22 protein-coding genes and 1 tRNA gene are annotated in these 25,285 nt (G+C 62.3%); 9 read left to right on the top strand and 14 right to left on the bottom strand.

Annotated elements, in window-relative coordinates; genetic code table 11:
* Window positions 1–6: 6 nt before the first annotated feature.
* The 5 genes from WIF35_RS09530 to WIF35_RS09550 form a co-directional block, all read right to left on the bottom strand.
* Complete coding sequence (locus WIF35_RS09530; protein WP_412477993.1) at window positions 7–2,007, bottom strand: acyl CoA:acetate/3-ketoacid CoA transferase; 2,001 nt, start codon at window positions 2,005–2,007, stop codon at window positions 7–9.
* Window positions 2,008–2,140: 133 nt separating this feature from the next.
* Entirely contained in the window at window positions 2,141–2,725 is a 585-nt protein-coding gene (locus WIF35_RS09535) for a CBS domain-containing protein (protein WP_412477994.1), read from the bottom strand.
* Window positions 2,726–2,858: 133 nt separating this feature from the next.
* The gene (locus WIF35_RS09540; RefSeq protein ID WP_412477995.1) at window positions 2,859–5,081 is read right to left on the bottom strand and encodes a response regulator; all 2,223 of its coding nucleotides are present in this window, start codon (window positions 5,079–5,081) and stop codon (window positions 2,859–2,861) included.
* A gap of 10 nt (window positions 5,082–5,091) precedes the next feature.
* A complete protein-coding gene (locus WIF35_RS09545; protein ID WP_412477996.1) occupies window positions 5,092–5,916 on the bottom strand; it encodes a substrate-binding domain-containing protein in 825 nt (274 codons plus the stop codon).
* Between the two features lie 60 nt (window positions 5,917–5,976).
* Window positions 5,977–6,052: transfer RNA gene (locus tag WIF35_RS09550), tRNA-Ala, on the bottom strand.
* Between the two features lie 107 nt (window positions 6,053–6,159).
* Here WIF35_RS09550 and WIF35_RS09555 point away from each other — a divergent pair.
* Window positions 6,160–6,495 (top strand): 4a-hydroxytetrahydrobiopterin dehydratase, encoded by a 336-nt coding sequence (locus WIF35_RS09555; protein WP_412477997.1) that lies wholly within the window; start codon window positions 6,160–6,162, stop codon window positions 6,493–6,495.
* A 15-nt stretch (window positions 6,496–6,510) separates the two neighbouring features.
* On the opposite strand, the gene WIF35_RS09560 is transcribed toward WIF35_RS09555, so the two are convergent.
* The 6 genes from WIF35_RS09560 to WIF35_RS09585 form a co-directional block, all read right to left on the bottom strand.
* A complete protein-coding gene (locus WIF35_RS09560; RefSeq protein WP_412477998.1) occupies window positions 6,511–7,506 on the bottom strand; it encodes an L-threonylcarbamoyladenylate synthase in 996 nt (331 codons plus the stop codon).
* On the bottom strand, window positions 7,506–8,645 hold the full coding sequence (locus WIF35_RS09565; protein WP_412477999.1) for a 5-(carboxyamino)imidazole ribonucleotide synthase: 1,140 nt from the start codon (window positions 8,643–8,645) through the stop codon (window positions 7,506–7,508). The genes WIF35_RS09560 and WIF35_RS09565 overlap by 1 nt, the downstream gene beginning before the upstream one ends.
* 67 nt (window positions 8,646–8,712) lie before the next feature.
* Window positions 8,713–9,210, bottom strand: a complete 498-nt coding sequence (gene purE / locus WIF35_RS09570; protein ID WP_412478000.1) for a 5-(carboxyamino)imidazole ribonucleotide mutase — start codon at window positions 9,208–9,210, stop codon at window positions 8,713–8,715.
* Complete coding sequence (folD, locus tag WIF35_RS09575; RefSeq protein ID WP_412478001.1) at window positions 9,210–10,067, bottom strand: bifunctional methylenetetrahydrofolate dehydrogenase/methenyltetrahydrofolate cyclohydrolase FolD; 858 nt, start codon at window positions 10,065–10,067, stop codon at window positions 9,210–9,212. Before folD ends, purE begins: the two co-directional genes overlap by 1 nt.
* 72 nt (window positions 10,068–10,139) lie before the next feature.
* Entirely contained in the window at window positions 10,140–10,751 is a 612-nt protein-coding gene (locus WIF35_RS09580; protein ID WP_412478002.1) for an indolepyruvate oxidoreductase subunit beta, read from the bottom strand.
* On the bottom strand, window positions 10,748–12,622 hold the full coding sequence (locus WIF35_RS09585) for a thiamine pyrophosphate-dependent enzyme (protein WP_412478003.1): 1,875 nt from the start codon (window positions 12,620–12,622) through the stop codon (window positions 10,748–10,750). The genes WIF35_RS09580 and WIF35_RS09585 overlap by 4 nt, the downstream gene beginning before the upstream one ends.
* Before the next feature lie 187 nt (window positions 12,623–12,809).
* On the opposite strand from WIF35_RS09585, the gene WIF35_RS09590 reads away from it, so the two are divergent.
* The 5 genes from WIF35_RS09590 (at window position 12,810) to lpdA (ending at window position 20,029) form a co-directional block, all read left to right on the top strand.
* Window positions 12,810–13,412 (top strand): cytochrome c oxidase subunit 3 family protein, encoded by a 603-nt coding sequence (locus WIF35_RS09590; RefSeq protein WP_412478004.1) that lies wholly within the window; start codon window positions 12,810–12,812, stop codon window positions 13,410–13,412.
* 2 nt (window positions 13,413–13,414) lie between these two features.
* Window positions 13,415–13,708 (top strand): hypothetical protein, encoded by a 294-nt coding sequence (locus tag WIF35_RS09595; RefSeq protein WP_412478005.1) that lies wholly within the window; start codon window positions 13,415–13,417, stop codon window positions 13,706–13,708.
* Window positions 13,709–13,897: 189 nt separating this feature from the next.
* Window positions 13,898–16,573 carry a pyruvate dehydrogenase (acetyl-transferring), homodimeric type gene (gene aceE, locus WIF35_RS09600; RefSeq protein ID WP_412478006.1) on the top strand — a complete coding sequence of 892 codons (2,676 nt, stop codon included), beginning with the start codon at window positions 13,898–13,900 and terminating at the stop codon, window positions 16,571–16,573.
* A gap of 15 nt (window positions 16,574–16,588) precedes the next feature.
* Window positions 16,589–18,244 (top strand): dihydrolipoyllysine-residue acetyltransferase, encoded by a 1,656-nt coding sequence (gene aceF / locus WIF35_RS09605; protein WP_412478007.1) that lies wholly within the window; start codon window positions 16,589–16,591, stop codon window positions 18,242–18,244.
* A 12-nt stretch (window positions 18,245–18,256) separates the two neighbouring features.
* The gene (gene lpdA, locus WIF35_RS09610; RefSeq protein ID WP_412478008.1) at window positions 18,257–20,029 is read left to right on the top strand and encodes a dihydrolipoyl dehydrogenase; all 1,773 of its coding nucleotides are present in this window, start codon (window positions 18,257–18,259) and stop codon (window positions 20,027–20,029) included.
* A gap of 83 nt (window positions 20,030–20,112) precedes the next feature.
* Here lpdA and WIF35_RS09615 read toward each other — a convergent pair whose 3' ends face one another.
* Together WIF35_RS09615 and WIF35_RS09620 are read right to left on the bottom strand one after the other, a co-directional pair.
* A complete protein-coding gene (locus WIF35_RS09615) occupies window positions 20,113–20,541 on the bottom strand; it encodes a TssQ family T6SS-associated lipoprotein (RefSeq protein WP_412478009.1) in 429 nt (142 codons plus the stop codon).
* A 53-nt stretch (window positions 20,542–20,594) separates the two neighbouring features.
* On the bottom strand, window positions 20,595–21,965 hold the full coding sequence (locus tag WIF35_RS09620) for a serine/threonine protein kinase (protein ID WP_412478010.1): 1,371 nt from the start codon (window positions 21,963–21,965) through the stop codon (window positions 20,595–20,597).
* Window positions 21,966–22,107: 142 nt separating this feature from the next.
* Here WIF35_RS09620 and WIF35_RS09625 point away from each other — a divergent pair, with 142 nt between their 5' ends.
* Genes WIF35_RS09625 through WIF35_RS09635 form a run of 3 tightly spaced genes read left to right on the top strand, consistent with a single transcriptional unit; the run spans window position 22,108 to window position 24,131 of the window.
* Window positions 22,108–22,923, top strand: a complete 816-nt coding sequence (locus WIF35_RS09625; RefSeq protein ID WP_412478011.1) for a PP2C family protein-serine/threonine phosphatase — start codon at window positions 22,108–22,110, stop codon at window positions 22,921–22,923.
* Between the two features lie 12 nt (window positions 22,924–22,935).
* Window positions 22,936–23,628, top strand: coding sequence for an FHA domain-containing protein (locus WIF35_RS09630; protein ID WP_412478012.1), 693 nt, complete (start codon window positions 22,936–22,938; stop codon window positions 23,626–23,628).
* 11 nt (window positions 23,629–23,639) lie between these two features.
* A complete protein-coding gene (locus WIF35_RS09635) occupies window positions 23,640–24,131 on the top strand; it encodes a thioesterase family protein (protein WP_412478013.1) in 492 nt (163 codons plus the stop codon).
* On the opposite strand, the gene ppk2 is transcribed toward WIF35_RS09635, so the two are convergent.
* On the bottom strand, window positions 24,128–25,243 hold the full coding sequence (ppk2, locus tag WIF35_RS09640; protein ID WP_412478014.1) for a polyphosphate kinase 2: 1,116 nt from the start codon (window positions 25,241–25,243) through the stop codon (window positions 24,128–24,130). The two genes, WIF35_RS09635 and ppk2, sit on opposite strands and share 4 nt — an antisense overlap.
* Between the last annotated feature and the right edge of the window lie 42 nt (window positions 25,244–25,285).

The raw sequence follows: 25,285 nt of genomic DNA on the forward strand, positions 1-25,285 counted from the left end.
GAGTCATCAACTCGCCAGCTTGCCCTTCGCTTCGTCGGCCGATTCGTACAACTGCGGCGCCATGTCGCCGCGCGCCAGCGCTTCGCCCAGCTTCATGCGCAGGAAGGTGCTCGAGGTATAACGCGTCACGTCGTGGTAGTGGCGCTCGACCACCGCCTTGACCATGGCGATGTAGTCGTCGATCAGTTCCGGCACGATGGAGAAGCGGTCGTAATTGACGATGGCGCGTACCTTGTGGCCGATCGGTTGCAAGGCTGCCTCGACGGCCGCCTCGATGCGCCCGATGTCGTCCGCCGTACGCACGGCCAGACCGGAGAAATCGAGAAAGAAGAGGTTTTGCCCGGCATCGTAAGAGAGGCGTTGCGGCAACGGCATGTCGAGTAGTTCGGGGCGGATGCCCATCGGCTCGTCGCGGAAGATGCGCGCATCCATCAGGGCCGGTTCGCTGTCGATGATCGGCGCGAAGCTCATGCGGTCGAGCACGTCCTTCTGCAGATCGACGCCCGGCGCGATTTCGGTCAACTGCAGCCCCTTGGGCGTCAGGCGGAAGACGCAGCGCTCGGTGATATACAGCACCTCCTTGCCGCGCCGCGCGGCTTCCGGGCCGCTGAAGGTGCGGTGTTCGACTTCCTCGACAAACTTGACCGACTTGCCGTCCTCCAGAATCGCCAGTTTTCCGTCATGCACCTCGACATCGAGGTTACCGGCGGTGAAGGTGCCGACGAAAACCACCTTCTTGGCATTCTGCGAAATGTCGATGAAACCGCCGGAGCCGGCCAGGCGGGGGCCGAACTTGGAGACGTTCAGGTTGCCCAGCCGGTCGGCCTGGGCCAACCCGAGAAAGGCGATATCCAGCCCGCCGCCCTGGTAGAAATCGAACTGGCTCGGCTGGTCGATGATGGCCTGGGTATTGGTCGCCGCGCCGAAATTCAGCCCGCCGGCCGGCACGCCGCCGATGACACCTGGCTCGGCGGTCAGCGTCAGCAGGTCGAGGATGTGTTCCTCGGTCGCCACGTTGGCCACGCCTTCCGGCATGCCGATACCAAGATTGACCACGGCGTTGGCCTTCAGCTCCATCGCCGCGCGGCGGGCGATGATCTTGCGCTCGCTCATGCCCATCGGCGCAATGGCCGACATCGGCACCTTGATCTCGCCCGAAAAAGCCGGGCTGTACGGCTCGATGAAGGTCTGCATGTGGTATTCCGGCTTTTCCGCGACCACCACGCAATCGACCAGGATGCCGGGAATCTTCACCTGCCGCGGGTTCAGGGTGCCGCGCTCGGCCACGCGCTCGACCTGCGCGATGACGATGCCACCGGAGTTCTTGGCCGCCATGGCAATGGCCTGCGCCTCCAGCGTCAGCGCCTCCTTCTCCATCGTGATGTTGCCATCCGGGTCGGCCGTCGTGCCGCGAATGATGCCAACGTGAATGGGGAAGGCCTTGTAGAAGAGGTAATCCTCGCCGTCGATAGGCATGCGGCGGACGATGTCCACTGTGGTCTTGGCGTTCAGCTTGCCGCCGCCGAACTCCGGATCGACGAAGGTGCCGAGACCGACCCGGCTGATCGTCCCCGGCTTGCCGGCAGCGATATCGCGAAAGAGGTGTGTGATGACGCCCTGCGGCAAGTTGTAGGCCTCGATGCGATTCGACACGGCCAACTCCTGCAACTTGGGCACCAGCCCCCAGTGGCCGCCGATAACGCGGGCGACCAGGCCATCGTGACCGAGGTGATTCAGCCCTCGCTCCTTGCCATCGCCCTGGCCCGCCGCGTAGACCAGCGTCAAATTACGCGGCGAGCCCTGGCCGTGCATGTCCTCGGCCGCTGCCTCGAGAAAGCGTTGCTCCAGCGCCACCGCAATGTTTTCGGCAAAGCCGATGCCGACGAAACCGCCGGTCGCCACCGTGTCGCCATCGCGGATCAGGCGAACCGCATCGCGGGCGGAAACGATCTTGCCGGTATCGGAAGCGCGCAGCGATGCGGCAACCGGGTGACTGGCCTGGGACATGGCAACTCCTTATATTTCAGGCGGCAAAAGCGGAATCCTCCGCCCGCCGCCGGAAAAAATCCACCCGCGTAAACCCGCAGGCATCAATGAAAAAAGGGGGCATGCCCCCTTTCCTGTTTCGTGACGCCACCGATCAGTTGACCAGCGCCGCCTCGATTTCGGCGAAGGTGCGCGGCAGATCGAAGCCCAGTACCGGCACGCCGAGCAGGCGACCGATGTGGGTCGCCGAGAACAGGCCGCGGACGCGCGGCTGGCCGGTGATCGGGTCGGTATCCTCGACCAGGATGTGCTGGCGGCCGAGTTTCTTCAGCGCATTCAGGATATCGGCGATGCTCGCGTTCAGCACTTCGCCCAGATACAGGGTATCCAGGCTGCCGATCGGGGTCATCAAGTCGGCCACGGTCAAATCCTCGCGCTTGGTCCCGCGCGCCGAGGCAACCTGCATCGGCTTCTCGCCGAGGATGTCGCGGGCCGTGATCAAGCCCTCCACCGCCTCGGCCTTGCCGACCACGATCAACAAGCGCACACCACGCGAAATCATGCGCGCGTTGGCATCGTTGATCGAAGCACCAGGATCGATACTGACGACATTCACATGGGAAAAATCGGTCATCGCCTCGATCGCCGGCGAATCCGGGGCCATCTGGTTATAACCGGGACCACACAGGGTGGCATTCTGGGATAGCTTGTGCGTACGCACGTTTGCTGCGAGGGTCATTTGTCTCATCCTCCGTCCGGGTTGGCTGCAAATTGCAGCATCGGGGAAGTGACGTCTTTATTGGAATGCTTCCCCGTCGCAGACAGTATTCTGCCAATCATCCCCAATTGACAAGGGGGCTGCGGGAAAACCCCTATGCGCGCCCGGCGCACCGCTTGGCTGCCCTCAGATTCTTCAAGAGAAGCAGGTAGAAGGCATGCATGTCCAAGGGCTTGGCAACAAAATCGTTCATCCCGGCAGCGAGGCAACGCTCCCGGTCTTCGCTGAAGGCATTCGCCGTCAAGGCAATGATCAGCGTTCCCGCCCCGCACTGCGCCCGTATCTCGTGGGCAGCCTGAACCCCGTCCATGCGGGGCATCAACATGTCCATCAAGATCAGGTCGTAAGGATGCTTGCGGGCCATTTCGACCGCATCCACGCCGTCTTTCGCGATTTCCACCGCCAACCCTGCCTGCTTGAGGAACTGCAGTGCGATTTCGCGATTGACCGGCTCGTCTTCCGCCAGCAGAACGCTGGCACCGGCAAACTCGGCACGGAGTGCAGCGAGCGGCGATGCGATAGTCTCGGGGAAGTCGACGCACTGCTCACTGGCCACCCCAAGCCGGGCGGTAAACCAGAACACACTGCCCTTGCCCGGTACACTTTCCGCAGCGGCCCAGCCGCCCATCAAAACGGCCATTTCACGCACGATAGCCAATCCCAACCCGGTACCGCCGTAGCGACGGGTATTGGAGTTATCCGCCTGTTCGAAAGCCTCGAACACTCTCCCCAGTGCCTCTTCCGACAACCCGCAGCCGGTATCGACAACCTGGAAACGCACCAGCAATCCATCGCCCGTATCGCCGCCTTCCGCTCGTACCGACAGCGAAACCGAACCGCGATCTGTAAACTTCGCAGCATTCGACAACAGGTTGAGCAGGCACTGGCGAAGACAGGTCACATCGCCGACCAGGGTATCCGGCAAACCGGACAGATCGGCTTCGAAGCGCAAGCCCTTGCTGCGGATCATGTCACCGATCACGGCATCGATCGAAGCCAACAGTTTGCGCAGCGAAAACTCTTCGGGACGCAAGATGAACTTGCCGGACTCGATCTTCGAGAAGTCGAGCACATTGTTGATCACCCCGAGCAGATGCTGACCGGCCTGCTCGATCTTGGCGACCTGCTCCGCATGATCCGGCTGCAGTTTTTCCTGCAACAGCAGGCTGCTGAAACCGAGGATGGCATTCATCGGCGTGCGAATCTCGTGGCTCATGTTGGCCAGAAACTGCGATTTCGCCTTGTTCGCCTCTTCCGCGATGCGGCGCGCCTCAGCCAGTTCGGCATTGCGCGAGCTCAAGCGATTGACCAGCGCATTGAGCGCCTCGGCCACCGTGGCAATATCGTTCCCCGCGTATTTTTGCAGCGGCTCGCCGGTCAATTGCTGCGCCTCCCGCTCTGCCCGCTGGCGCAGGCTGACCAACGGCCGCATCAGCCAGCGCATGGCGAGAAGGCCAATCAGCAGGCTGCCCCCCAGAATCAGCAGCGTATATAACGCCGCCTGCTGATTGGATTTATCCAGCAGCGCATAAGCCGCACTGCTGTCGACCTCGACCAGCACCACATAGGCATTGTCCACCAGTTGCAACGGGATATACACCTGCGTTCGCGCCAACATGCGTCCATGGTCGAAAACCGGAATCTTTTGAGCGAATGCGGCATTCACCCGCTCTACGCTCACGCCCATCACGACATTATGTGTTTGCGCCACAACCTTTCCGGATTGCAGCAACAAGACCAACTCGGCCCCCACCCGGTCGCCGATTTCCTCCAGCGTCTCATGCCCGATGCGTTTGGCCACGCTCAAGGCACCTACCGTCCGACCATTGTGTTGAATGGGTTCGATTGCCTTCAATAACACGCCTTCGGAATCTACCGAAGTCGAGAGCAAACCTTGGCCCTGAAGAGCCTCATAGACACCCCATTCGCCTGCTGGAGTTCCTGCAGGACTGGCCTCACCCGTCCGGTACAGAACCTTTTCGTGGACATCGATAACCTCGACCGCCAAGGCTTGTGAAACCTCAAGTACCCGGTCTGCCACGTCGGAGATCGTCGCAACATCCCCGGAACCGTGCATCGCCTTGCCCAGGGAGTTTCTCAACGCCCCCAAGCGCGCGGCCTGCACCAATGAGCGCGAGTAATTTCCCAGTGACGAATCGACCAGACGGGCAACACTGGCGACCTTATCGGTTTCTCCCTTGTCGACTATCCGGTGAAATACCCCCTGCGCCTGATGAAACGACAAGCCCAAGGCCAGCGTCGCCACCAGGGCAAACGCCAGCACCAAAGTACTTGTCGTCGACAGACGAAGTTTCATTTTTCAGATCTCAGCGTGGCAGAACGCCCGATTGCTTGAGGATGCCCTGGCCTTTCGGCGAACGGATGAAATCGACAAAGGCACGCCCGGCAGAACTCAAGCCACTCGCGCTACGGTACACCAGGCCGAATTCCAGCATGACCGGATAGCGACCCTGCACGACATTCTCGGGCGTCGGCGCGACGCCATCAATGGCCAAGGGCACGACCTTGGTCTGGCAGGCAGAGAGGGCTGAGCGATTGAGAAAAGCCAGGCTGGTCGGATAACGATCGAGCAGCTCGACCACCTGCGGATCAAGATGCGCCACTTTGACGCTGCTACCGAACTGGATGTCTTTCAGCGGTTTGATCAACTGCTGCAAGGCCTGACGCGAAGCATCGGTCACCTCCCGGCCGATGGCGCGAATCGGCGCGCTCTTGCCGCCCACTTCACTCCAGTTGGTGATCTTGCCCATGTAGATATCGAGCACCTGTTGCTGACTGAGGCTCTTCACCGAGACCCCGGCCCCGCCAACCAGTACCACTGGATCGATACCAATTGGCAGGAAGGTAAAGCCCTTGGCTTTTTCTTCCTCCTTCAACGGACGCCCGACCCGGCCCAGCGACGAAACGCCCTCCCCGACGTCGCGTAGCGCCCCGGCCGTACCCGACGAGGGCGGCACGATGACCCGGTGCTGCGATTGTTGCGAATTGAACTCCCCGGCCAGCCGCTGCAAGACGTACTCCGGATTGCCGCTGCCCGGTATGGTCAGGTCTTCGGCAAGGACAGCGTTCGCCGACAGCAGGGCCGCCCCCACCATGGCATAACGCGCAAACACGGCACCCAGTCTTTTCATGATCAGTGCTCGAAAAAAAAGCCGAAGCACTTCAATGAGTGTTACGGCTTTTTTAGGTTTTGGTGGACCGAAGGAGGATCGAACTCCCGACCTCTGCATTGCGAACGCAGCGCTCTCCCAGCTGAGCTATCGGCCCTGAACTTTGAAGGATTCTAACGCGTTTCACGACGCGACGGAACCATTCGGGGAACCTTGGCAACCCCCGCTGTCTCAGCAATAGACGCAAAACACTGGAAAACTCTCATGACCTCGTGCTCCCTTTCCTCACGCCGTTGCACTTCTTGCGAGGGTGGCATTCCGCCGCTGGCGGAGGAAGAATGTCGTGCCTTGTTGCGAGAACTGTCCGGCTGGAACTTGAACGGCAAGGCCATCGCCAAGACCTTCGGCTTCGCCAACCACTATGAGGCGATGGCCTTCGTCAACGCCATCGCCTGGGTATCGCATCGCGAAAACCATCACCCTGAACTGACAATCGGCTACAAGGAGGTGCACGTGCGCTACTGGACGCACGCCATCGATGGTCTGTCGGAGAACGATTTCATCTGTGCCGCCAAAATCGAGAAATTGCTCGAAATCTGACGTGCACCGCAGCAGTCAGCCCTGACCGGCTCCCGCCGCGGCACGGCGCAGACGGTCGGCGACGGCGGCCCACTCGGCGCCTGCCGGCAGTGCTTCGACGACGATCAGGTCGACGCCGGCATGGTCCATGTCACGCAACGCAGCATAGAGATCGTGCGCATAACCGACCGGATCGGCCGGCATCAGGTGCCAAGCGTGCGGCATGCCGGCTTGCGGCGGCTGGTTGGCGCTGATCACGGCGCACTTGCCGCCGCGATGGCGCTGGGCATTGATGAAGTCGAGCAGTCGCTCAGCGGCCACTACCCTCAGCGGCGTGGTCGGCGCGTAGTGCGCTTCGAGCGAGCCGGAAACGCGCGGTGCGCCCTGGCTGGTTTCGATTTGCGGCTGGCGACCGAGCACCGCTTCGAGGTGCGCCGGCGAGATGTGGCCGGGCCGCAGCACGACCGGCTCGCCGCGCGAGCAGTCGATGATGGTCGATTCGATGCCGACCTTGCACGGACCGCCGTCGAGGATCAGCGGCACGCGCTCACCCAGTTCCTCGGCGACATGCTCGGCGGTGGTCGGACTGATGCGGCCGAAGCGGTTGGCCGACGGCGCGGCAATGCCGGCATGCTCCCCCTTGGCGCGGGCGAAGCGGCGCAGCAGTTCGAGCGCCACCGGGTGGCCGGGCACGCGCAAACCGACGGTCTCCTGCCCGCCGGTCACGGCATCGGGCACCCAGGCCTGCTTTTTCAGGATCAGGGTCAGCGGGCCGGGCCAGAAGGTTTCCATCAACTCCCAGGCGACGTCCGGCACCTGCTCGGCCCAGTGGTCGACGGCATCGTGGCCGGCCAGGTGGACGATCAGCGGGTGATCGGCCGGGCGTCCCTTGGCGGCGAAAATCTTGGCCACGGCCGCCGGGTTAGCGGCATCCGCTCCCAGGCCGTAGACCGTCTCGGTCGGGATGGCGACCAGTTCGCCGGCGATCAACAGGTCGACAGCACGGGCGTAGTCGGTATCCGACGGAGTCATCAGTCCTTGATGCCGATGGCAGCGCGGGCAGCGAGGGCGGCCTTCTGCACGGCTTCGGCATTTTCGCCGATCACGGTGAAGTGGCCCATCTTGCGGCCCGGACGGGCGTGATGCTTGCCGTAGAGGTGCAGCTTCAGGTTCGGGATGGCGTAGAGCTTGGCCCAGTCCGGCTCGCGGTAGGTGTCGCCGTCATACCAGAGATCACCCAGCAGGTTGACCATGACCGAGGCCGAATGTGCGCGCGGCTCGCCGAGTTGCAAGCCGCACAGGGCGCGCACCTGTTGCTCGAACTGGTTGGTGATGCAAGCATCGATGGTGTAGTGACCGCTGTTGTGCGGACGCGGTGCCATTTCATTGACGATCAGCTGGCCGCGGCTGACGAAAAACTCGACGCCCATGGTGCCGATGTAGCCCAGCTTCTCGGCGATGCGCGCGGCGACATCTTCGGCGTCGCTCTTGACGCAGCCGGTGGTGCGCGCCGGCACGATGGAGACATCGAGGATGCCGCGCGTGTGCTGGTTTTCGCCGGTCGGGAAGCAGGCAATCTTGCCGTCCTGGTCGCGCGCCAGCACGACGGAAACTTCGTAGTCGAGGCTCAGGCGCTGTTCGAGCACGCAGTGCTCGCCCTTGAAATGGCCGAAGGCGATCAGCGCCTCCTCGACGTTGTTGACCGTGGCCTGGCCCTTGCCGTCGTAGCCGAAGCGGGCAACCTTGAGGATAGCCGGGAAGAGTTCCTTCGGCGCGTTCTTGATGTCGGCTTCGCTGCGGATGGCGGCGAAGGGGCCGTGTGGAATGCCGTTGTCGCGCAGGAAGGTCTTTTCGGCGATGCGGTTCTGGCAGATGGCCACGGCGCCACCATGCGGGCGCACCGGCACGAACTTGGCCAGGTAATCCAGCGTATCGGCCGGCACGTTCTCGAACTCGGTGGTGATCGCGGCGCAACCGGCGGCGAACTCGTCGAGCGCCGCGTAGTCGTCGTAAGCCACGCAGAAGTGGCGCTCGGCGATCTGAGCGGCCGGGCTGTTCTTGTCCGGATCGAGCACCCAGACCTGGTAGCCCAGTTCGTGGGCAGCCGAAACGAAGAAGCGGCCGAGCTGGCCGCCACCGAGCATGCCCAGCGTGGCGGGCGGGAGAATCATCGTGGTGCTCAAGACAGGAACCTCAACGGCACGGTTTTTGGTCAAAAAGCGCGGTGCACCGCAGCAGTCATACTTCCGGCAACTTCATGGCCAGAACCTTGTCGGTCTGGGCCTGGCGGAAGGCCTGCAGCTTGTCGTTCAGCGCCTTGTCCTCGTTGGCCAGCATGGCGACGGCAAACAGGGCGGCATTGGCGGCGCCGGCTTCGCCGATGGCGAAGGTGGCGACCGGAATGCCCTTCGGCATCTGGACGATGGAGTGCAGCGAATCGACGCCGGACAGGGCGCGCGACTGGACCGGCACGCCAAGCACCGGCACGGTGGTCTTGGCGGCCAGCATGCCCGGCAGGTGGGCGGCGCCACCGGCGCCGGCGATGATCGCCTTGAGGCCGCGCGGACCGGCTTGTTCAGCGTATTCGAACAGCAGGTCAGGCGTGCGGTGGGCGGAAACGACACGGGCTTCAAAAGCGACGCCGAAATCCTTGAGAATGACGGCGGCAGCCTGCATGGTCGGCCAGTCGGAGTCGGAACCCATGACGATGCCGACGGAAATCTTCTTATCAGACATTAGCGAATCCCCGCTTTGCGCTCGGCCGCCTCGATGGTGTTGGCCAGCAGCATGGTGATGGTCATCGGGCCGACGCCGCCCGGCACCGGCGTGATCTGGCCGGCAACGTTCAGGCAGTCTTCGTAATCGACATCGCCGCACAGCTTGCCGTCCGGCAAACGGTTGATGCCGACGTCGATGACGACGGCGCCCGGCTTGATCATGTCGCCCTTGACGAACTTCGGCTTGCCGACCGCGGCGACGACGATGTCGGCGCGCTTGGTGTGGAAGTTCAGGTCCTGGGTCTTGGAGTGGCAGACGGTGACAGTGGCGCCAGCATTGATCAGCAGCATGGCCATCGGCTTGCCCACGATGTTGGAGCGACCGATGACCACGGCTTCCTTGCCGGTCAGATCGACATTGCCCTTCTCGAACATCTTCATGACGCCATACGGGGTGCACGGAATGAACCGCGGCGCGCCTTGCGACAGGGCACCAACGTTCTCGGCGTGGAAACCGTCGACGTCCTTTTCGGCGGAGATGGCTTCCAGCACCTTCTCTTCGTCGAAATGCTTGGGCAACGGCAGTTGCACGAGGATGCCGTGGATGGACGGATCAGCGTTCAGTTCTGCGATCTTGTCGAGCACGACTTGCTGATCAACGTCTTTTTCGTAAACGATCTTCTCGGAATGCATGCCGATGGCCAGGCAGCCATTGACCTTGTTCTTCACGTAAACCTGGGAGGCCGGATCTTCACCAACCAGAATGACTACCAGACCAGGCTTGTGGCCCTTGGCCGTCAGGGCCTCAACGCGGGCCTTGAAGCTCTGGCGCAGCTCTTCAGCCAGCGCCTTGCCGTCGATAATTTGTGCCGTCATCGTCACATCCAACAAAAAGAAAACGGGAAAGGCCGAGACCTTTCCCAATGATTTTTATGGATTTTACCAGAATCAGGCGAGGGCTGCTTCAGCGGCACCGACGGCTGCCCGTCCGGCCTCGAAGGCGCGACGGTTCAGATCGACCAGTTTTTCGCCTTTACGCTGGAAACGCTTGAGCACGCACTCGAGCAGCACATCGGCTGAGAACGGCAGATGATCGGCGATGGCGCCGAGCATGACGGTGTTGCCAAGGCGGATATCACCGAGTTCGAGCGCAATCGAAGTTGCGTCGAAAGCCACCACCTTGGCGCCGGAATTCTTCATCTCGGCGATCGGGTCCTCCGGGTACTCGAACAAACCCAACTCGACCACTGGCGGCACCAGCTTGGCGGTGTTCATCAGCGCGATGCCGTTCGGCCGCAACATGTGACGCCAGCGCATGCCCTCGGCCGACTCGAAACCGAGCAGCACGTCGGCCGTACCCGGCGTGATCTGCGGCGACAACACCTTCGGCCCGAAGCGCAGGTGCGACGAAACGACGCCGCCCCGTTGCGCCATACCGGCCACTTCGGTCTTCTTTGCATCGTGCCCGAGGGCGATGGCTGCTTCGGCCAGGATTTCGGTGGCGGTCATGACGCCCTGGCCACCGATGCCGACCACGAGAATATTGGTCACATCGCTCATGCCTGACAGCCTCCCTTGACCAGCTGGATCGGCGATTGCGGCACGTAATGCTGGATCGCCTTCGGTGCGCAGGGCTGCAGGCACAGGCCACAGCCAGTACACACCGAGCTCTCGATACGGACGAAGGCCAGATCGACTTCCTTGCCGCTCGGCTTCACTTCCTTGCCACGCCGGGTGACGTGGATGGCCGGGCAGCCAACGTCGATGCAGTTGCCGCAGCCAGTGCACTTGTCGTCGAGCACCTCGTAGGGCTTCAGCTTGTGATAGTCCTTGATCAGCACGCAGGGCTGGTCGGTGATGATGACCGACACCTCCGGCACCTTCACCTCTTCGCGGATGGTCTTGAACAGCACCGGCAGCTCGTAGGGATTGACGACATGGATGCGCTCATCCTTGACGCCCAGTGCCGAGACCAGTTTGGCGAAGTCGATGCGCGGCGCTTCCTCGCCGTGGATGTCGCGGCCGTTGCCCGGATTGTCCTGGCCGCCGGTCATGCCGACGGCGCGGTTGTCGAGCAGCAGCACGGTGACGTTGCCCTTGTTGTACACCATGTCGAGCAGGCCCTGCATGCCCATGTGCAGGAAGGTCGAATCGCCGATCACGGCAACGACACGCTTGTCCTTGTCGGCCTCGCCACGCCCCTTGTCCATGCCCAGCGCAATGCCCATCGAGGCGCCCATCGAGACGCAGGTATCGAGCGCATTCCACGGATGGCCGGCGCCCAGCGTATAGCAACCGATGTCGCCGGAAATGTTCAGATTGCGCACCTGCGACAGCGTGTAATAGACGCCGAGATGCGGGCAGGCCACGCACATGGTCGGCGGCCGCGGGAAAACCGGCATGGCTGCGGTGGACTGAGTTTCCGGCACATTTTCCCCGAGCAGACGGGCAACGGCCGGTTTCAGCACGACCGGCGACAACTCGCCCTGCAGCGGCAGGATTTCCTTGCCGATCACTTCGATCCCCTGCGCCTTCAGTTCGGTCTCGACCAGCGGCTCGACTTCCTCGACGACGACCACTTGTTCGACCATGTTGGCCAGTTCGCGGCATTTGTCGAATGGAACCGGACAGGAAAAGCCCAGCTTCAGCACCGGTGCATCCGGGAAAGCTTCCTTGACGTGCATGTAGGCCGGCCCCGAGGCGATGAAGCCGACGCGGGTATCGCTGCCCTTTTCGATGAAATTCAGCTCTGACGTTTCGGCCAGGGCGCGTAACTCGCCATCGCGCTTGAACATCAGCGGGATGCGCTTGCCGGCATTGCCCGGCACCATGACGAAGCGGCCCGGTTCCTTCTTGAAGCCGGCACCAACGTGCTCGACACGCTCGCCGACGGTAACCAGTGCCTTGACGTGGTTGATGCGGGTGGTCATGCGCAGGATGACCGGCACCTGGAAACGCTCGGACAACTCGTAGCCGTACTTGGTCATCTCGTAGGCTTCCTGCGAGTCGGCCGGCTCGAGCACCGGCACGTGCGCGAAGCGCCCCCAATAGCGGGAATCCTGCTCGTTCTGCGACGACGACAGGCCGACATCGTCAGCGATGGCGATGACCAGGCCGCCGATGACGCCGGTCAGGGTCAGGGTCATCAGCGCATCGGAGGCGACATTCATGCCGACATGCTTCATGCAGCAGAAAGCGCGCGAGCCAGCGTAGGCGGCGCCGATGGCGACTTCCAGCGAAACCTTCTCGTTCACCGACCACTCGGCGTAGAGGTCCGGATAGGTCGAAATGACTTCCAGCATCTCGGTGGACGGGGTTCCCGGATAGGCCGCAGCCACCTTGACGCCGGACTCCCAGACCGCGCGTGCGACGGCTTCGTTGCCGGACAACAGGACCCGGCTGGCCGCCGGCACAGGCATGACTGCCGCCATGACTACTCCTCGTGTGCTCTATAAGAAACCCATGATTCTAGAAAGGTTTCTCGACCGGCTATTTGATACAACGCAACTCGTTACGATATTTCTTTTGGTGTCACTTGGTGCCCAATCGGTTGATGGACATCAATGCCCCGCAAAGGCGGTCGGCCAACAATGCCGGCATCCCGTTTTCAGCCTCGCCATGACCGCCGCCACGCTCGACACACCTCCGCCCGCCATTGCCGAAGAAGGCAGGCACATTCCCGGCAACAAGGGCATCTGGGTCGGCATCACCTGCGAATTCGTCGAGTTCCTCGTGCTGTTTGCGGTGTACTTCATTTCGCGCGCACATTTCCCGGAAGCTTTCCACGAAGGTGCCAAGCACCTGAATACGGTCGCCGGCACGGTCATCACCCTGCTGATGATCAGCAGCAGCTTCTGCATCGCCCGCTCGGTCAACTCGATCCGCCAGTCGCACCACCAGGCGGCAGTTGCCTGGCTGGTCGGCGGCTTGATCGTCGCCCTCGGCTATCCGGTGGCCAAGGTGCTGGAAATCCAGTGGAACCTGGCGCACGGCATCGACGGCGGCTCCGGCATCTTCTACACCGTCTATTACTACCTGACCTTCAACCATCTGGTGCACGCCAGCTGGGGCATCCTTGGCATCCTGTGGGTACTCGCCCGCCTGATCTTCCACGGTTACTCGGCCGAGGACCACACCGGCCTCGAGGCGTTAGCCAGCTACTGGCACGCCACCGACATCATCTGGCTGGTGATCTTCCCGCTCTTCTACGTGCTGGCCTGACCATGAAATTCGCCGACCATTCGCGCTCCCTGACCCTCGCCTGGCTAGCCCTGGTCGCCCTGACCCTGATCAGCCTCGGCCTCGGCGAATGGTTCCGTGCCGCCCCCTGGCTGCCGTTGTTGGTGGCCGCCATCATCTGGTTCAAGGGCACACTGGTCGCCTTCCGCTTCATTGAGATCGGCATCGCCCATCCGTTCATTCGCCGCGTAGTCCAGGCCTTCGTTGCCATCCCGCCGGCGGCCCTGCTGCTCACCGTCTACTTCGGCGAAACGCTGGCCCGCTGGGCCACCCTGTAAGCCCTCTCCATCAGTGACTTAGGAAATACCCTAAAAACGTATTCGACCCTATTGCACGATGCGAATCTTGTTTTTACAATGCGAAAAATCAAGTAGGTGTAAACACGGGTCGCGAACCGGCCCGGAACGAGCTAGAGTGGTTTTGCCCACCAGGCAAAACAAAACGAGAACCAACCTTGGAGACGAACCATGGCCGACCAGCCGAACAACCTGCCTGCCGACACCGATCCGCAGGAAACAAAGGAATGGATTGACGCCCTCGAAGGCGTCATCGCGCAAGAAGGCGCCGACCGCGCGCACTACCTGATCGACAAGCTGATCGGCCAGGCTCGCGAAGACGGTATCGATATCCCCTACTCGGCCAATACCGAGTACGTGAATACCATCCCGGTCGACCAACAGCCGAAATACCCTGGCAATGCGGACATGGAGATCAAGATTCACTCCTATATCCGCTGGAACGCCATGGCCATGGTCGTTCGCGCCAACAAGGACACCAACGTCGGCGGCCACATCGCCTCCTTCGCCTCCGCCGCCGCCCTCTACGACGTCGGCTTCTCGCATTTCTGGAAGGGCATCGACCACGATACCGGCGGCGACCTGATCTTCTTCCAGGGTCACTCGGTGCCGGGCGTCTATTCCCGCGCCTTCATGCTCGGTCGCCTGACCGAAGAGCAGATGGACAGCTTCCGCCAGGAAACCGACGGCAAGGGCATTTCGTCCTACCCGCACCCCTGGCTGATGCCGGATTTCTGGCAGTTCCCGACCGTGTCGATGGGTCTCGGCCCCATCCAGGCCATCTACCAGGCCCGTTTCATGAAGTACCTCGCCTCGCGCGGCCTGATCGATGCCGCCAAGGCCGAGCAGCGCAAGGTCTGGGCTTTCCTTGGCGACGGTGAGACCGACGAGGTCGAATCGCTCGGCGCCATCGGCATGGCCGGTCGCGAAAAGCTGGATAACCTGATTTTCGTCATCAACTGCAACCTGCAGCGCCTGGATGGCCCGGTGCGTGGTAACGGCAAGATCATCCAGGAACTGGAATCCGAATTCCGCGGTGCCGGCTGGAACGTCATCAAGCTGATCTGGGGTACCCAGTGGGATGCCCTGTTCCAGCGCGACAAGAAGGGCATCCTCAAGAAGCGCATGATGGAACTGTGCGACGGCGAGTACCAGACCTTCAAGGCCAAGAACGGTGCCTACGTCCGCGAACACTTCTTCAACACGCCGGAACTCAAGGAACTGGTCGCCGACTGGACCGATGACCAGGTTTGGCAACTGAACCGCGGCGGCCACGACATCTTCAAGATCTTCGCCGCCTACAACGCCGCCGTCACCCACAAGGGCGCCCCGACGCTGATCCTGGCCAAGACCATCAAGGGTTTCGGCATGGGCCAGGCTGGCGAAGCGATGAACATCTCGCACCAGCAGAAGAAGATGGACAAGGAGCAGATCGGCCGCTTCCGCGACCGTTTCGGCCTGCCGGTGCCGGACGACAAGCTGGAGGAACTGCCCTACCTGAAGTTCCCGGAAGATTCCGCCGAATACCAGTACATGCGCGAACGCCGCATGGCGCTCGGAGGCTTCCTGCCGCAACGCCGCCGCAAGGCCGAGCCGCTGGCCATTCCGGCGCTCGACACCTACGCCGCCCTGTTGAAGGCCTCCGGCGAAGGCCGTGAGCTGTCGACGACGATGGCCATCGTTCGCATCATGAACATGCTGCTGAAGGACAAGAACGTCGGCAAGAACGTCGTGCCCATCGTGCCGGACGAATCCCGCACCTTCGGCATGGAAGGCATGTTCCGCGCCGTCGGCATCTGGAACCAGGAAGGCCAGAACTATGTGCCGGAAGACCATGACCAGCTGATGTTCTACAAGGAATCGAAGACCGGCCAGGTGCTGCAGGAAGGCATCAACGAAGCCGGCGCGATGAGCGACTGGATCGCCGCTGCCACCGCCTACTCCGTGCATGGCGTGCAGACCATTCCGTTCTACATCTGCTACTCGATGTTCGGCCTGCAACGCACCCTCGACCTCGTCTGGGCGGCCGGCGACCAGCGCGCCCGCGGCTTCCTGATTGGTGGCACGGCCGGCCGCACCACGCTGAACGGTGAAGGCCTGCAGCACGAAGATGGCCACAGCCTGATCCTATCGCAACTGGTGCCGAACTGCGTCTCCTACGACCCGACCTTCCAGTACGAAGTCGCCGTCGTCGTCCAGGACGGCATGCGCCGCATGTTCCAGGAACAGGAAGACGTCTTCTACTACATCACCGTGATGAACGAGAACTACGAACACCCGGAAATGCCGGTGGGCGCGGAAGCCGACATCATCAAGGGCATGTACTCGTTCAAGAAGGGCGGTGAAGGCAAGCTGCGCGTGCAGCTGCTCGGTTCCGGCACCATCTTCCGCGAAGTCATCGCCGCGGCCGACCTGCTCAAGAACGACTGGGGCGTCGAAGCCGACATCTGGGGCTGCCCGTCCTTCAACGAACTGGCCCGCGATGGCCAGGACACCGCCCGCTGGAACATGCTGCACCCGCTCGAAGCACCGAAGCTGTCGCACGTCGAGCAAAAGCTGGCCGGCGCCGAAGGCCCGGTGGTCGCCGCGACCGACTACATCAAGCTGTTCGCCGAGCAGATCCGCCCCTTCGTCAAGGGCAGCTACGTCACGCTGGGAACCGACGGCTTCGGTCGTTCCGATACCCGCGAGAAGCTGCGCCATCACTTCGAGGTCGATCGTCACTGGGTCACCCTGGCTGCCCTGAAGGCGCTGGCTGACGAAGGCAAGATCGAGCGCGAGAAGGTCGCCGCTGCACTGGTCAAGTACAACCTGGATCCGGCCAAGCCGAATCCGATGTCGGTTTAAGGAAGGGAGACGAACATGAGCCAAATCATCGAAGTCAAAGTTCCCGATATCGGCGATTTCGACAGCGTTCCGGTCATCGACCTGTTCGTGAAGGTCGGCGACAGCATCAAGGTCGACGACGCCATCGCCACCCTCGAATCCGACAAGGCGACCATGGACGTACCGTCCACCGTCGCCGGCACCGTCAAGGAAGTCCTGGTCCAGCTCGGCTCCAAGGTCAGCGAAGGTTCGCTCCTGATCAAGGTCGAGACGGGCGGCGCTGCCGCTGAAGCCGCCGCCCCCGCCCCGGCCGCTGCACCGGCACCGGCCGCTGCACCGGCACCGGCCGCCGCTCCGGCGCCGGTTGCCGCAGCCCCTGCTGCTGGCGGCGGCGTGGTTGAAGTGAAGGTGCCGGATATCGGCGACTTTTCCGACGTTCCGGTCATCGACCTGTTCGTCAAGGTCGGCGACACGATCAAGGTCGACGACGCCATCGCCACCCTCGAATCCGACAAGGCCACGATGGACGTACCTTCCACCGTCGCCGGCACCGTCAAGGAAGTGCTGGTCCAGCTCGGCTCCAAGGTCAGCGAAGGTTCGCTCCTGATCAAGGTCGAAACCGGCGCTGGCGCACCGGCTGCCGCGCCGCAAGCGGCCGCACCGGCCCCTGCCGCTGCTCCGGTTTCTGCCCCCGCAGCCCCGTCCACCGCAGCAGTCGCCCCGGCCGCACCCGCCGCGCTGGCCCCGGCCCTGCCGATCGGCTCCAAGGTCCATGCCTCGCCGTCGGTCCGTGCTTACGCTCGCGAACTCGGCGTCGATCTGGCCAAGGTCGCTGCCACCGGCCCCAAGGGTCGCATCCTCAAGGAAGACCTGACCAAGTACGTCAAGGGCGTGATGTCCGGCGCCATTTCCGGCCCGGTCGCTTCCGCTTCGGGCGGTGTCACCGGCGGTGGCGTGCTCGATCTGCTGCCCTGGCCGAAGGTCGATTTCAGCAAGTTCGGTGAAATCGAGGTCAAGCCGCTGTCGCGCATCAAGAAGATTTCCGGCCAGAACCTCTCCCGCAACTGGGTGATGATCCCGGCCGTGACCTATCACGAAGACGCCGACATCACCGACCTGGAAGCCTTCCGCGTGCAGCTGAACAAGGAAAACGAGAAGGGTGGCGGCGCCAAGCTGACCATGCTCGCCTTCCTGGTCAAGGCTTGCGTCAAGGCCCTGCAGAAGTTCCCCGAGTTCAACGCCTCGCTCGACGGCGACAACCTGGTGCTGAAGAAGTACTTCAACATCGGCTTCGCGGCCGACACCCCGAACGGTCTGGTCGTGCCGGTGATCAAGAACGCCGACAAAAAGTCGGTCTTCGAGATTGCCCAGGAATCCGGCGATCTGGCCAAGCAGGCGCGTGACGGCAAGCTGAAGCCGGCCGACATGACCGGTGCGTGCTTCACCATCTCCAGCCTCGGTGGTATCGGCGGCACCTACTTCGCGCCCATCGTCAATGCGCCGGAAGTGGCCATCCTCGGCGTCAACAAGTCGGCCATGAAGCCGGTATGGGATGGCAAGCAGTTCGTGCCGCGCCTCACCCTGCCGCTGTCGCTGACCGCCGACCACCGCGTGATCGACGGCGCACTGGCGACCCGCTTCAACGTCTATGTCGCCCAGCTGCTGGCCGACTTCCGCCGCGTTGCGCTGTAAGGGGAGATGACCATGAGTCTCGTTGAAGTCAAAGTCCCGGATATCGGCGATTTCTCCGACGTCCCGGTGATCGACCTGTTCGTCAAGGTCGGCGACAGCATCAAGGTCGACGACGCCATTGCCACCCTCGAATCGGACAAGGCCACGATGGATGTGCCGAGCCCGGTCGAAGGCACGGTCAAGGAAGTGTTGGTCCAGCTCGGTTCCAAGGTCAGCGAAGGTTCGCTGCTGATCAAGGTCGAGGCCGGCGCTGCCGTAGCGGCCGCCCCGGTTTCTGCCGAAAAAGCCCCGTCCACCGCAGCAGTCGCTCCGGTGGCTGCACCGGCCGCTTCCAGCCACGCCGGCGGTGCCGATATCGAGTGCGAGATGCTCGTCCTTGGCGCCGGCCCCGGCGGCTACTCGGCGGCCTTCCGCTCGGCGGACCTCGGCATGAAGACGGTCATCGTCGAGCGTTACGCCACGCTCGGCGGCGTCTGCCTGAACGTCGGCTGCATCCCGTCCAAGGCACTGCTGCATGTCGCTGAGATCATCGAGGAAGCCCAGCACGCCAATGACCTCGGCGTCACCTTCGCCGCGCCACAAGTCGATATCGACAAGTTGCGTGCGCACAAGGAAAAGGTCGTCGGCAAGCTGACCGGCGGCCTGGCCGGCATGGCCAAGGGCCGCAAGGTCGACATCGTGCGCGGCTATGGCCATTTCCTCGATCCGAATCACATCGAGGTCGAAGTGACCGACGGCACCGGCCAGGAAAAGACCGGCGCCAAGAAGGTCATCAAGTTCCAGAAGTGCATCATCGCCGCCGGCTCGGCTGCGGTGCATCTGCCCTTCATCCCGCGCGACCCGCGCATCGTCGATTCGACCGGGGCGCTCGAACTGCGCTTCGTGCCGGAGAAGATGCTGGTCATCGGCGGTGGCATCATCGGCCTGGAAATGGCCACCGTCTATTCGACGCTGGGTGCCAAGGTCGATGTCGTCGAAATGGCCGACGCGCTGATGCAAGGCCCCGACCGCGACGCCGTCAAGGTCTGGGAAAAGCAGAATCTGCAGCGCTTCGACAAGATCATGCTGAAGACCAAGACGGTGGCGGTCGACGCCAAGGATGATGGCCTTTACGTCAAGTTCGAAGGCGAAGGCGCTCCGACCGAGGCGGTCAAGTACGACATGATCCTGCAAGCCGCCGGCCGTGCGCCGAACGGCAACAAGATCGCTGCCGACAAGGCCGGCGTCATCGTCACCGACCGCGGTTTCATTCCGGTCGATGCCCAGATGCGCACCAACGTGCCGCACATCTTCGCCATTGGCGACCTCGTCGGCCAGCCCATGCTCGCCCACAAAGCGGTGCATGAAGCCCACGTCGCGGCCGAAGTCGCCGCCGGCCACAAGGCCGCCTTCGACGCCCAGGTCATCCCCGGCGTGGCCTACACCCATCCGGAAGTGGCCTGGGTCGGCTACACCGAAGATCAGGCCAAGAAGGAAGGCCGCAAGGTCGAGACTGCCAAGTTCCCGTGGGCAGCCTCCGGCCGTGCCATCGCCAACGGTGCCGACTACGGCTTCACCAAGCTGATTTTCGATGCCGAGACGCATCGCGTTATCGGCGGCGCCATCGTCGGCCCGTCGGCCGGTGACATGATCGGCGAGGTCTGCCTGGCGATCGAGATGGGCTGCGACGCGGTCGATATCGGCAAGACCATCCACCCGCACCCGACCCTGGGCGAAACCGTCGGCATGGCCGCCGAGGTCGCTCACGGTACCTGCACGGACGTTCCGGCGCCGCGCAAGAAGTAACGATCCTCTGCGTTACGCTAACCCTTTAGCGTTTCGGTTTGGGCGACGGTTTTTACCGTCGCCCTTTTTTCATTCCGGGAAAATTACTTGGCCGCTTTCGGCGCTGCCTTCAATTTGCGGAAGACGGGTCCCCAGGTCGGATGGCCCGCCTCGGCTGGGCTCAGGTCGAAGGCCGGATCGGCTGCCATCGCCTTGCCGAATTCATCGCGGCATTGCTTCTGTCGCTTGCCGACGCAATGCATGAAAGCGAGGTATTTATGCGCCTTCGCCTGCTCAGTCCCCGACTCCAGCCCCAGCGTCAAAGCACCCTGCAACTGCTTGGCGGCTTGCTTGTAGGCGCCATCCTCGTAGCTGGCGACACCGGCGGCCAACTCCTGCTGCGCCTTGGTGAGAGGTTGCGGCGCCGGGGCCACGGCCTTGACCGGCTCCGGCGCCTTCTTGGCTTCGCTGTCAGCATCTGCCTTGCCGGCATTCTGCGAAGCGCAGGCTGCACACAGCAGGAGGGCGGTCATCAGACAGGAAACTCGCGAAACAACGGGCGAAATCGAAAAAGGCATGGGAGCGCTCACTGGAATTTGTGCTTGATGCGTATGTTCTTGCCGGCGATCACTTCAACCACCTGCCGGTGCGGCGGGAATTCGCCGTTCCGCACTTCGATGCGATGTTTGCCGGGTGGCAATCGCACCTCGGTCAGTGGAGGCGAGACGCCTGCCATTTTGCCATCGACCAGCACCTCTCCCCAAGGTGCAATCGCCAGACGAACTGCACCATCCGTCGGCAAATCCTGCGCTGCCGGCGCCGTTTCGGCAACCTTACTGACAGCCTCGACATTCGCGTCGTTGCCGGTTTCCTGAGGTTTCGACACGGCCGCTTCGCTGGGGGCCGAAACGGCTGGAACTGGGCTGACCACCGCGCTCGTCGCCGGCGCCGCCTCGGCCAGCATCGGCTCGGCGGCTTGTTTGCTGCTGTAGTACCAGAAGAGCGTACCGATGATGGAGACGACCGAAGCCAGCGCTGCGGCGGTGAGCCAGTGCGACTGTTCCGGCTTGGCCGAAGACGGGCGCCGCTGGCTCTGCACCTTGCCTTCGCCCTCGGCCTTTTTTCTGGCGTCGCGCAGCATGCGTCGAATCTTGCGCAGGTCAGCCGCCAGTTCCATGGCGCTCTGATAGCGCTTTTCCGGATCCTTGGCCATGGCCTTGGCCAGCAGCCGGTCGAAGACGCGCGGCAATTCAGGATTGAAGCTGGACGGTAGCGGAGGCGCCGTGTTCAACACCTGATAGAGCACGGATGTCAGCTCTTCACCATCGAAGGGCGGACGGCCGGTCAACATCTCGTAGAGCACCGCACCAAGAGAGAAGATGTCGGAACGTCCATCGACTTTCTGCCCGGTAACCTGCTCGGGTGACATGTATTTGGGCGAGCCGAAGGCCGTTCCCTCGACGGTAGTCGAACCACTCGGAATCAGCGCGACTCCGAAATCGGAAATCTTCACCGAGCCATTGTCGAGCACCATGATGTTGGCCGGTTTGATATCGCGATGCACCACGCCATTGGCGTGTGCGAAGGCCAAGCCTTCGGCGATATCCACCGCGATCTCGGCACAGCGCTCGGGCGGCAGGACGACACCCGAATCGAGTACCTCGCGCAAATTCCGGCCATTCAGGAACTCCATGGCGATGAACGCCAGGTTCTCGTTGCGACCGACGTCGTGGATGGTGACGATGTTCGGATGGTTCAGGCGACCGGCCGATTTGGCCTCACGATAGAACCGCTGCTCGAAGGCGGCCGCCTCCTCTTTAGAGAGGCCGGCACAGGCAACCGTCTTGATGGCGACGGTTCGCTCGATCAATGGATCATGGGCGCGGTACACGGTGCCCATGGCGCCTTGTCCCAGCGTTCCTGTGATCTTGAATCGTCCCAGTTGATCGATTGCCATGTCAAAAAATGCAGCCGTGATATCGCGCGCGCGAACGAGGGTCGAATATCGTCTACAGCGACACAAAGTGTCAAGAAAGGGGAGTGCGATATGCTATATTTCAGCGCGTTTTCCCGCTTTTCACCGGCTTCCTGACAACAATTTGAACAACGAACAATTTCGCCTCGAAGCCGTCGCGCTGTCCGATCCCGGTCGGATGCGCGCGGTCAATGAAGACACCGCCGCCGTCGATGCTGAATTCGGCTTTGCCATCGTTGCCGACGGCATGGGCGGGCACAATGCCGGCAATATTGCCAGCCGAATCGCCGTCGACACCCTGCGCGAGCGACTACCGGTCAAGATTCAGCATTTCCGGGCTGGGGCCCGCCAACCGCGCCCCCACCAATTCGCCGAACAACTGATCGGCGAAGCGAACCGTGCCATCTACACCACAGCGCTCAGCCACAGCGACTGCCAGGGCATGGGGACCACCCTGGCCCTCTGGTTGCTGCATGGCCGACATGCCGCCTTGCTGCATATCGGCGACTCGCGCATCTACCGCCTGCGCAGCGGCCAACTGCAGCAGTTAACGCGAGACGACTCGCTATTGCGCGACCAAGTGGAAAGCGGCCTGATCTCCGCTGCCGAAGCGGCCACCTCGCACAATCGCCACTTTGTGACGCGCGCCCTGGGGCAAAGCCTTCAGGCAGCGGTCCACATCCACGAAGAAGAGGTTCGCGCCGGCGACGTCTATCTGCTCTGTTCAGACGGCCTGACCGACATGGTCGGTGACAGCGATATCGAGCTGATCGTAGACCTGTTGAAAACCAATCTTGAATTGGCCGCCCAGCATCTGATCCAGCTCGCCAACGACCACGGCGGCACCGACAATATTTCGGTCGCGCTGGTTCGTGTCCTTGGCGCCGACACGGCCAAGCCGGGTCTCTTCAGCCGCCTGCTCGGCTGGCTGAAGCACTGACGGGAGATCATCTTGGCCAAACTCGTCCTCAGCCTGAACGGCACCGTACTCAACCAGTGCTTCACCGACAAACCGGCTCTCGGCATCGGCAGCGCCGCCGACAACGACATTGTCGTGGATGATCCGCAGGTGCGCGAACACCACGCCCGTATCCTGTGCATCGGCGAAGACCACATTCTGGAAAGCCGGGATAGCGAAGCCGGCGTTCCGGTCAACGGCAAACCCTGCTTCCGTCAGATCTTGCAGCATCGCGACGTGATCCATCTTGGCGCCTACCATTTGCGCTACCTGAATTCGCGCATCGCCTCCGAACTCAGCATGGATCGCACGATGCTGATAGAAGCGTTGCCACGCGATGCGGAGAGCGACGGCGCCCTCACGGCCCTGCCCAGCGCACGGGCCAGCAAGATTTCCTTCCCTGAAGGCTACGTTCATGTGCTGAAAGGTCGCGGCCAGCACCTGCCAGGCGAGGATGTCGTGCTCGACCGGGTCGTCACCACTTTCGGTACGCCGGGCGAACAACTGGTCGTGCTGACGCTACGCCCGCAGAGCATTTACGTCACGCATGTCGAGGGAGCGCACTTGCCGCGTGTTAACCAGAAGACGATTGGCCGCGAGCCGGTCGCTCTGGCCGATGGCGATCAGATCGAAGCCGCCGGTTACCGTCTGCAATTCCATCTTGGCCGACCGCCGGCCAAGCGCTAACCGGCAAGCTTATGACCCAACACCCGCCGCTACCGCGCCGCTCCGCCGACGAACAACGACGGCTCGACGCCCTGTTTCGCCAGATGTTCGAACACAACATCAGCTTCCACGAAGTGCTCGGTTTTGAGCTGGCCTCACTCGATCCGGCAGCCCCTGCGCTGCGTTTTGCCATGCGCAAGGACCTGATCGGGCACTACTTGCACGGCCGCCTGCACGGCGGCGTGATCGCCACGGCGCTCGATGCCGCTGCCGGCCTGGCCGTCATTGTCGGCATCGCCGAAAAATACGCCCATGAAACGGCCGAACAGGTGGCGCACCGTTTCGGCCGTGTCGGCACCATCGACCTGCGCACCGACTACTTGCATCAAGGGATCGGCAAGTCCTTCACCGTCACCGGCCGGCTGACCCGCCTTGGCGGCCGCATCGCGTCTGCCCAGATGACACTGGAGAACGAAGCCGGCCTGCTCATCGCTACCGGCTGCGCCTCTTACGTCATCAGTTAGAGAATCGGCACCCCCTGGTGCTCACCGCGTTCATAGACGACATTGGCACGCCCGACGATCAAGGGATCGAGGTTGCCGATGCGGGTCGTATCCTTGTTGGCGTAAGGCAGCTTGTGTAGGACGTAGCGCATGGCATTCAGGCGCGCCCGCTTCTTGCAGTTCGACTTGATTACCGTCCACGGGGCATCGGCCGTGTCGGTGTGGAAGAACATCGCTTCCTTGGCCTTGGTGTAATCGTCCCATTTGTCCAATGAGGCCATGTCGATCGGCGATAGTTTCCATTGCTTGAGCGGATGCACCTTGCGCTCGCGGAAACGGCGGCGCTGCTCTTCGCGACTGACCGAGAACCAGAACTTAATCAGATGAATACCGTTGCGTACCAGCATGCGTTCGAATTCCGGGCACTGACGGACGAATTCCGAATACTCGAAATCCGAGCAGAAACCCATCACCCGCTCGACCCCTGCCCGGTTGTACCAGGAGCGGTCGAACAGCACGATTTCGCCGTTGGTCGGCAAATGCTGTACGTAACGCTGGAAGTACCATTGACCGCGCTCGAAGTCGGTCGGCTTCTCCAGGGCGACCACACGCGCGCCGCGAGGATTCAAATGCTCCATGAAACGCTTGATGGTGCCCCCCTTGCCCGCTGCATCGCGCCCTTCGAAGAGAATCACGACCTTTTGTCCGGTCTCCTTGACCCAGGCTTGCAGTTTGAGCAACTCGACCTGTAGGCGATACTTCTGGCTCTCATAGTTGCGCCGCTGCATCAGGTTCTTATACGGATAACCGCCTTCGCGCCAATCGAGCGCCAACTCGTCGTCGGGATTCGGCGCCAACTGGCCGGCAACCATGCGTTGCTGCTTGAGCAGACTTTTCAGCAGGGCGACCGATTCATCCACCGGCATACCGGAGACGACATCGCGCATCGCCCCCATTTTTGCCTCCTGGGCCGCGTCCACCGCAGCATGCACCGTAAAGCCCTCGATGGCCGGAGCGTTTAGTTGCGGAGGCACGTCACCCAGAGTGACCGGACGCCGCCGAGGGGTAGTACGTTTCTGTACAGTCGATGTATTGGCAGCTGGCGCTGCTGACTTTGCTTTTCTGGTGACCATCCCCTTCTCCCACAATGGATCGAAAGGGTTTATTTCATGCCA

It is taken from the genome of Azonexus sp. IMCC34839 (assembly GCF_047047955.1).
Classification (GTDB): domain Bacteria; phylum Pseudomonadota; class Gammaproteobacteria; order Burkholderiales; family Rhodocyclaceae; genus Azonexus.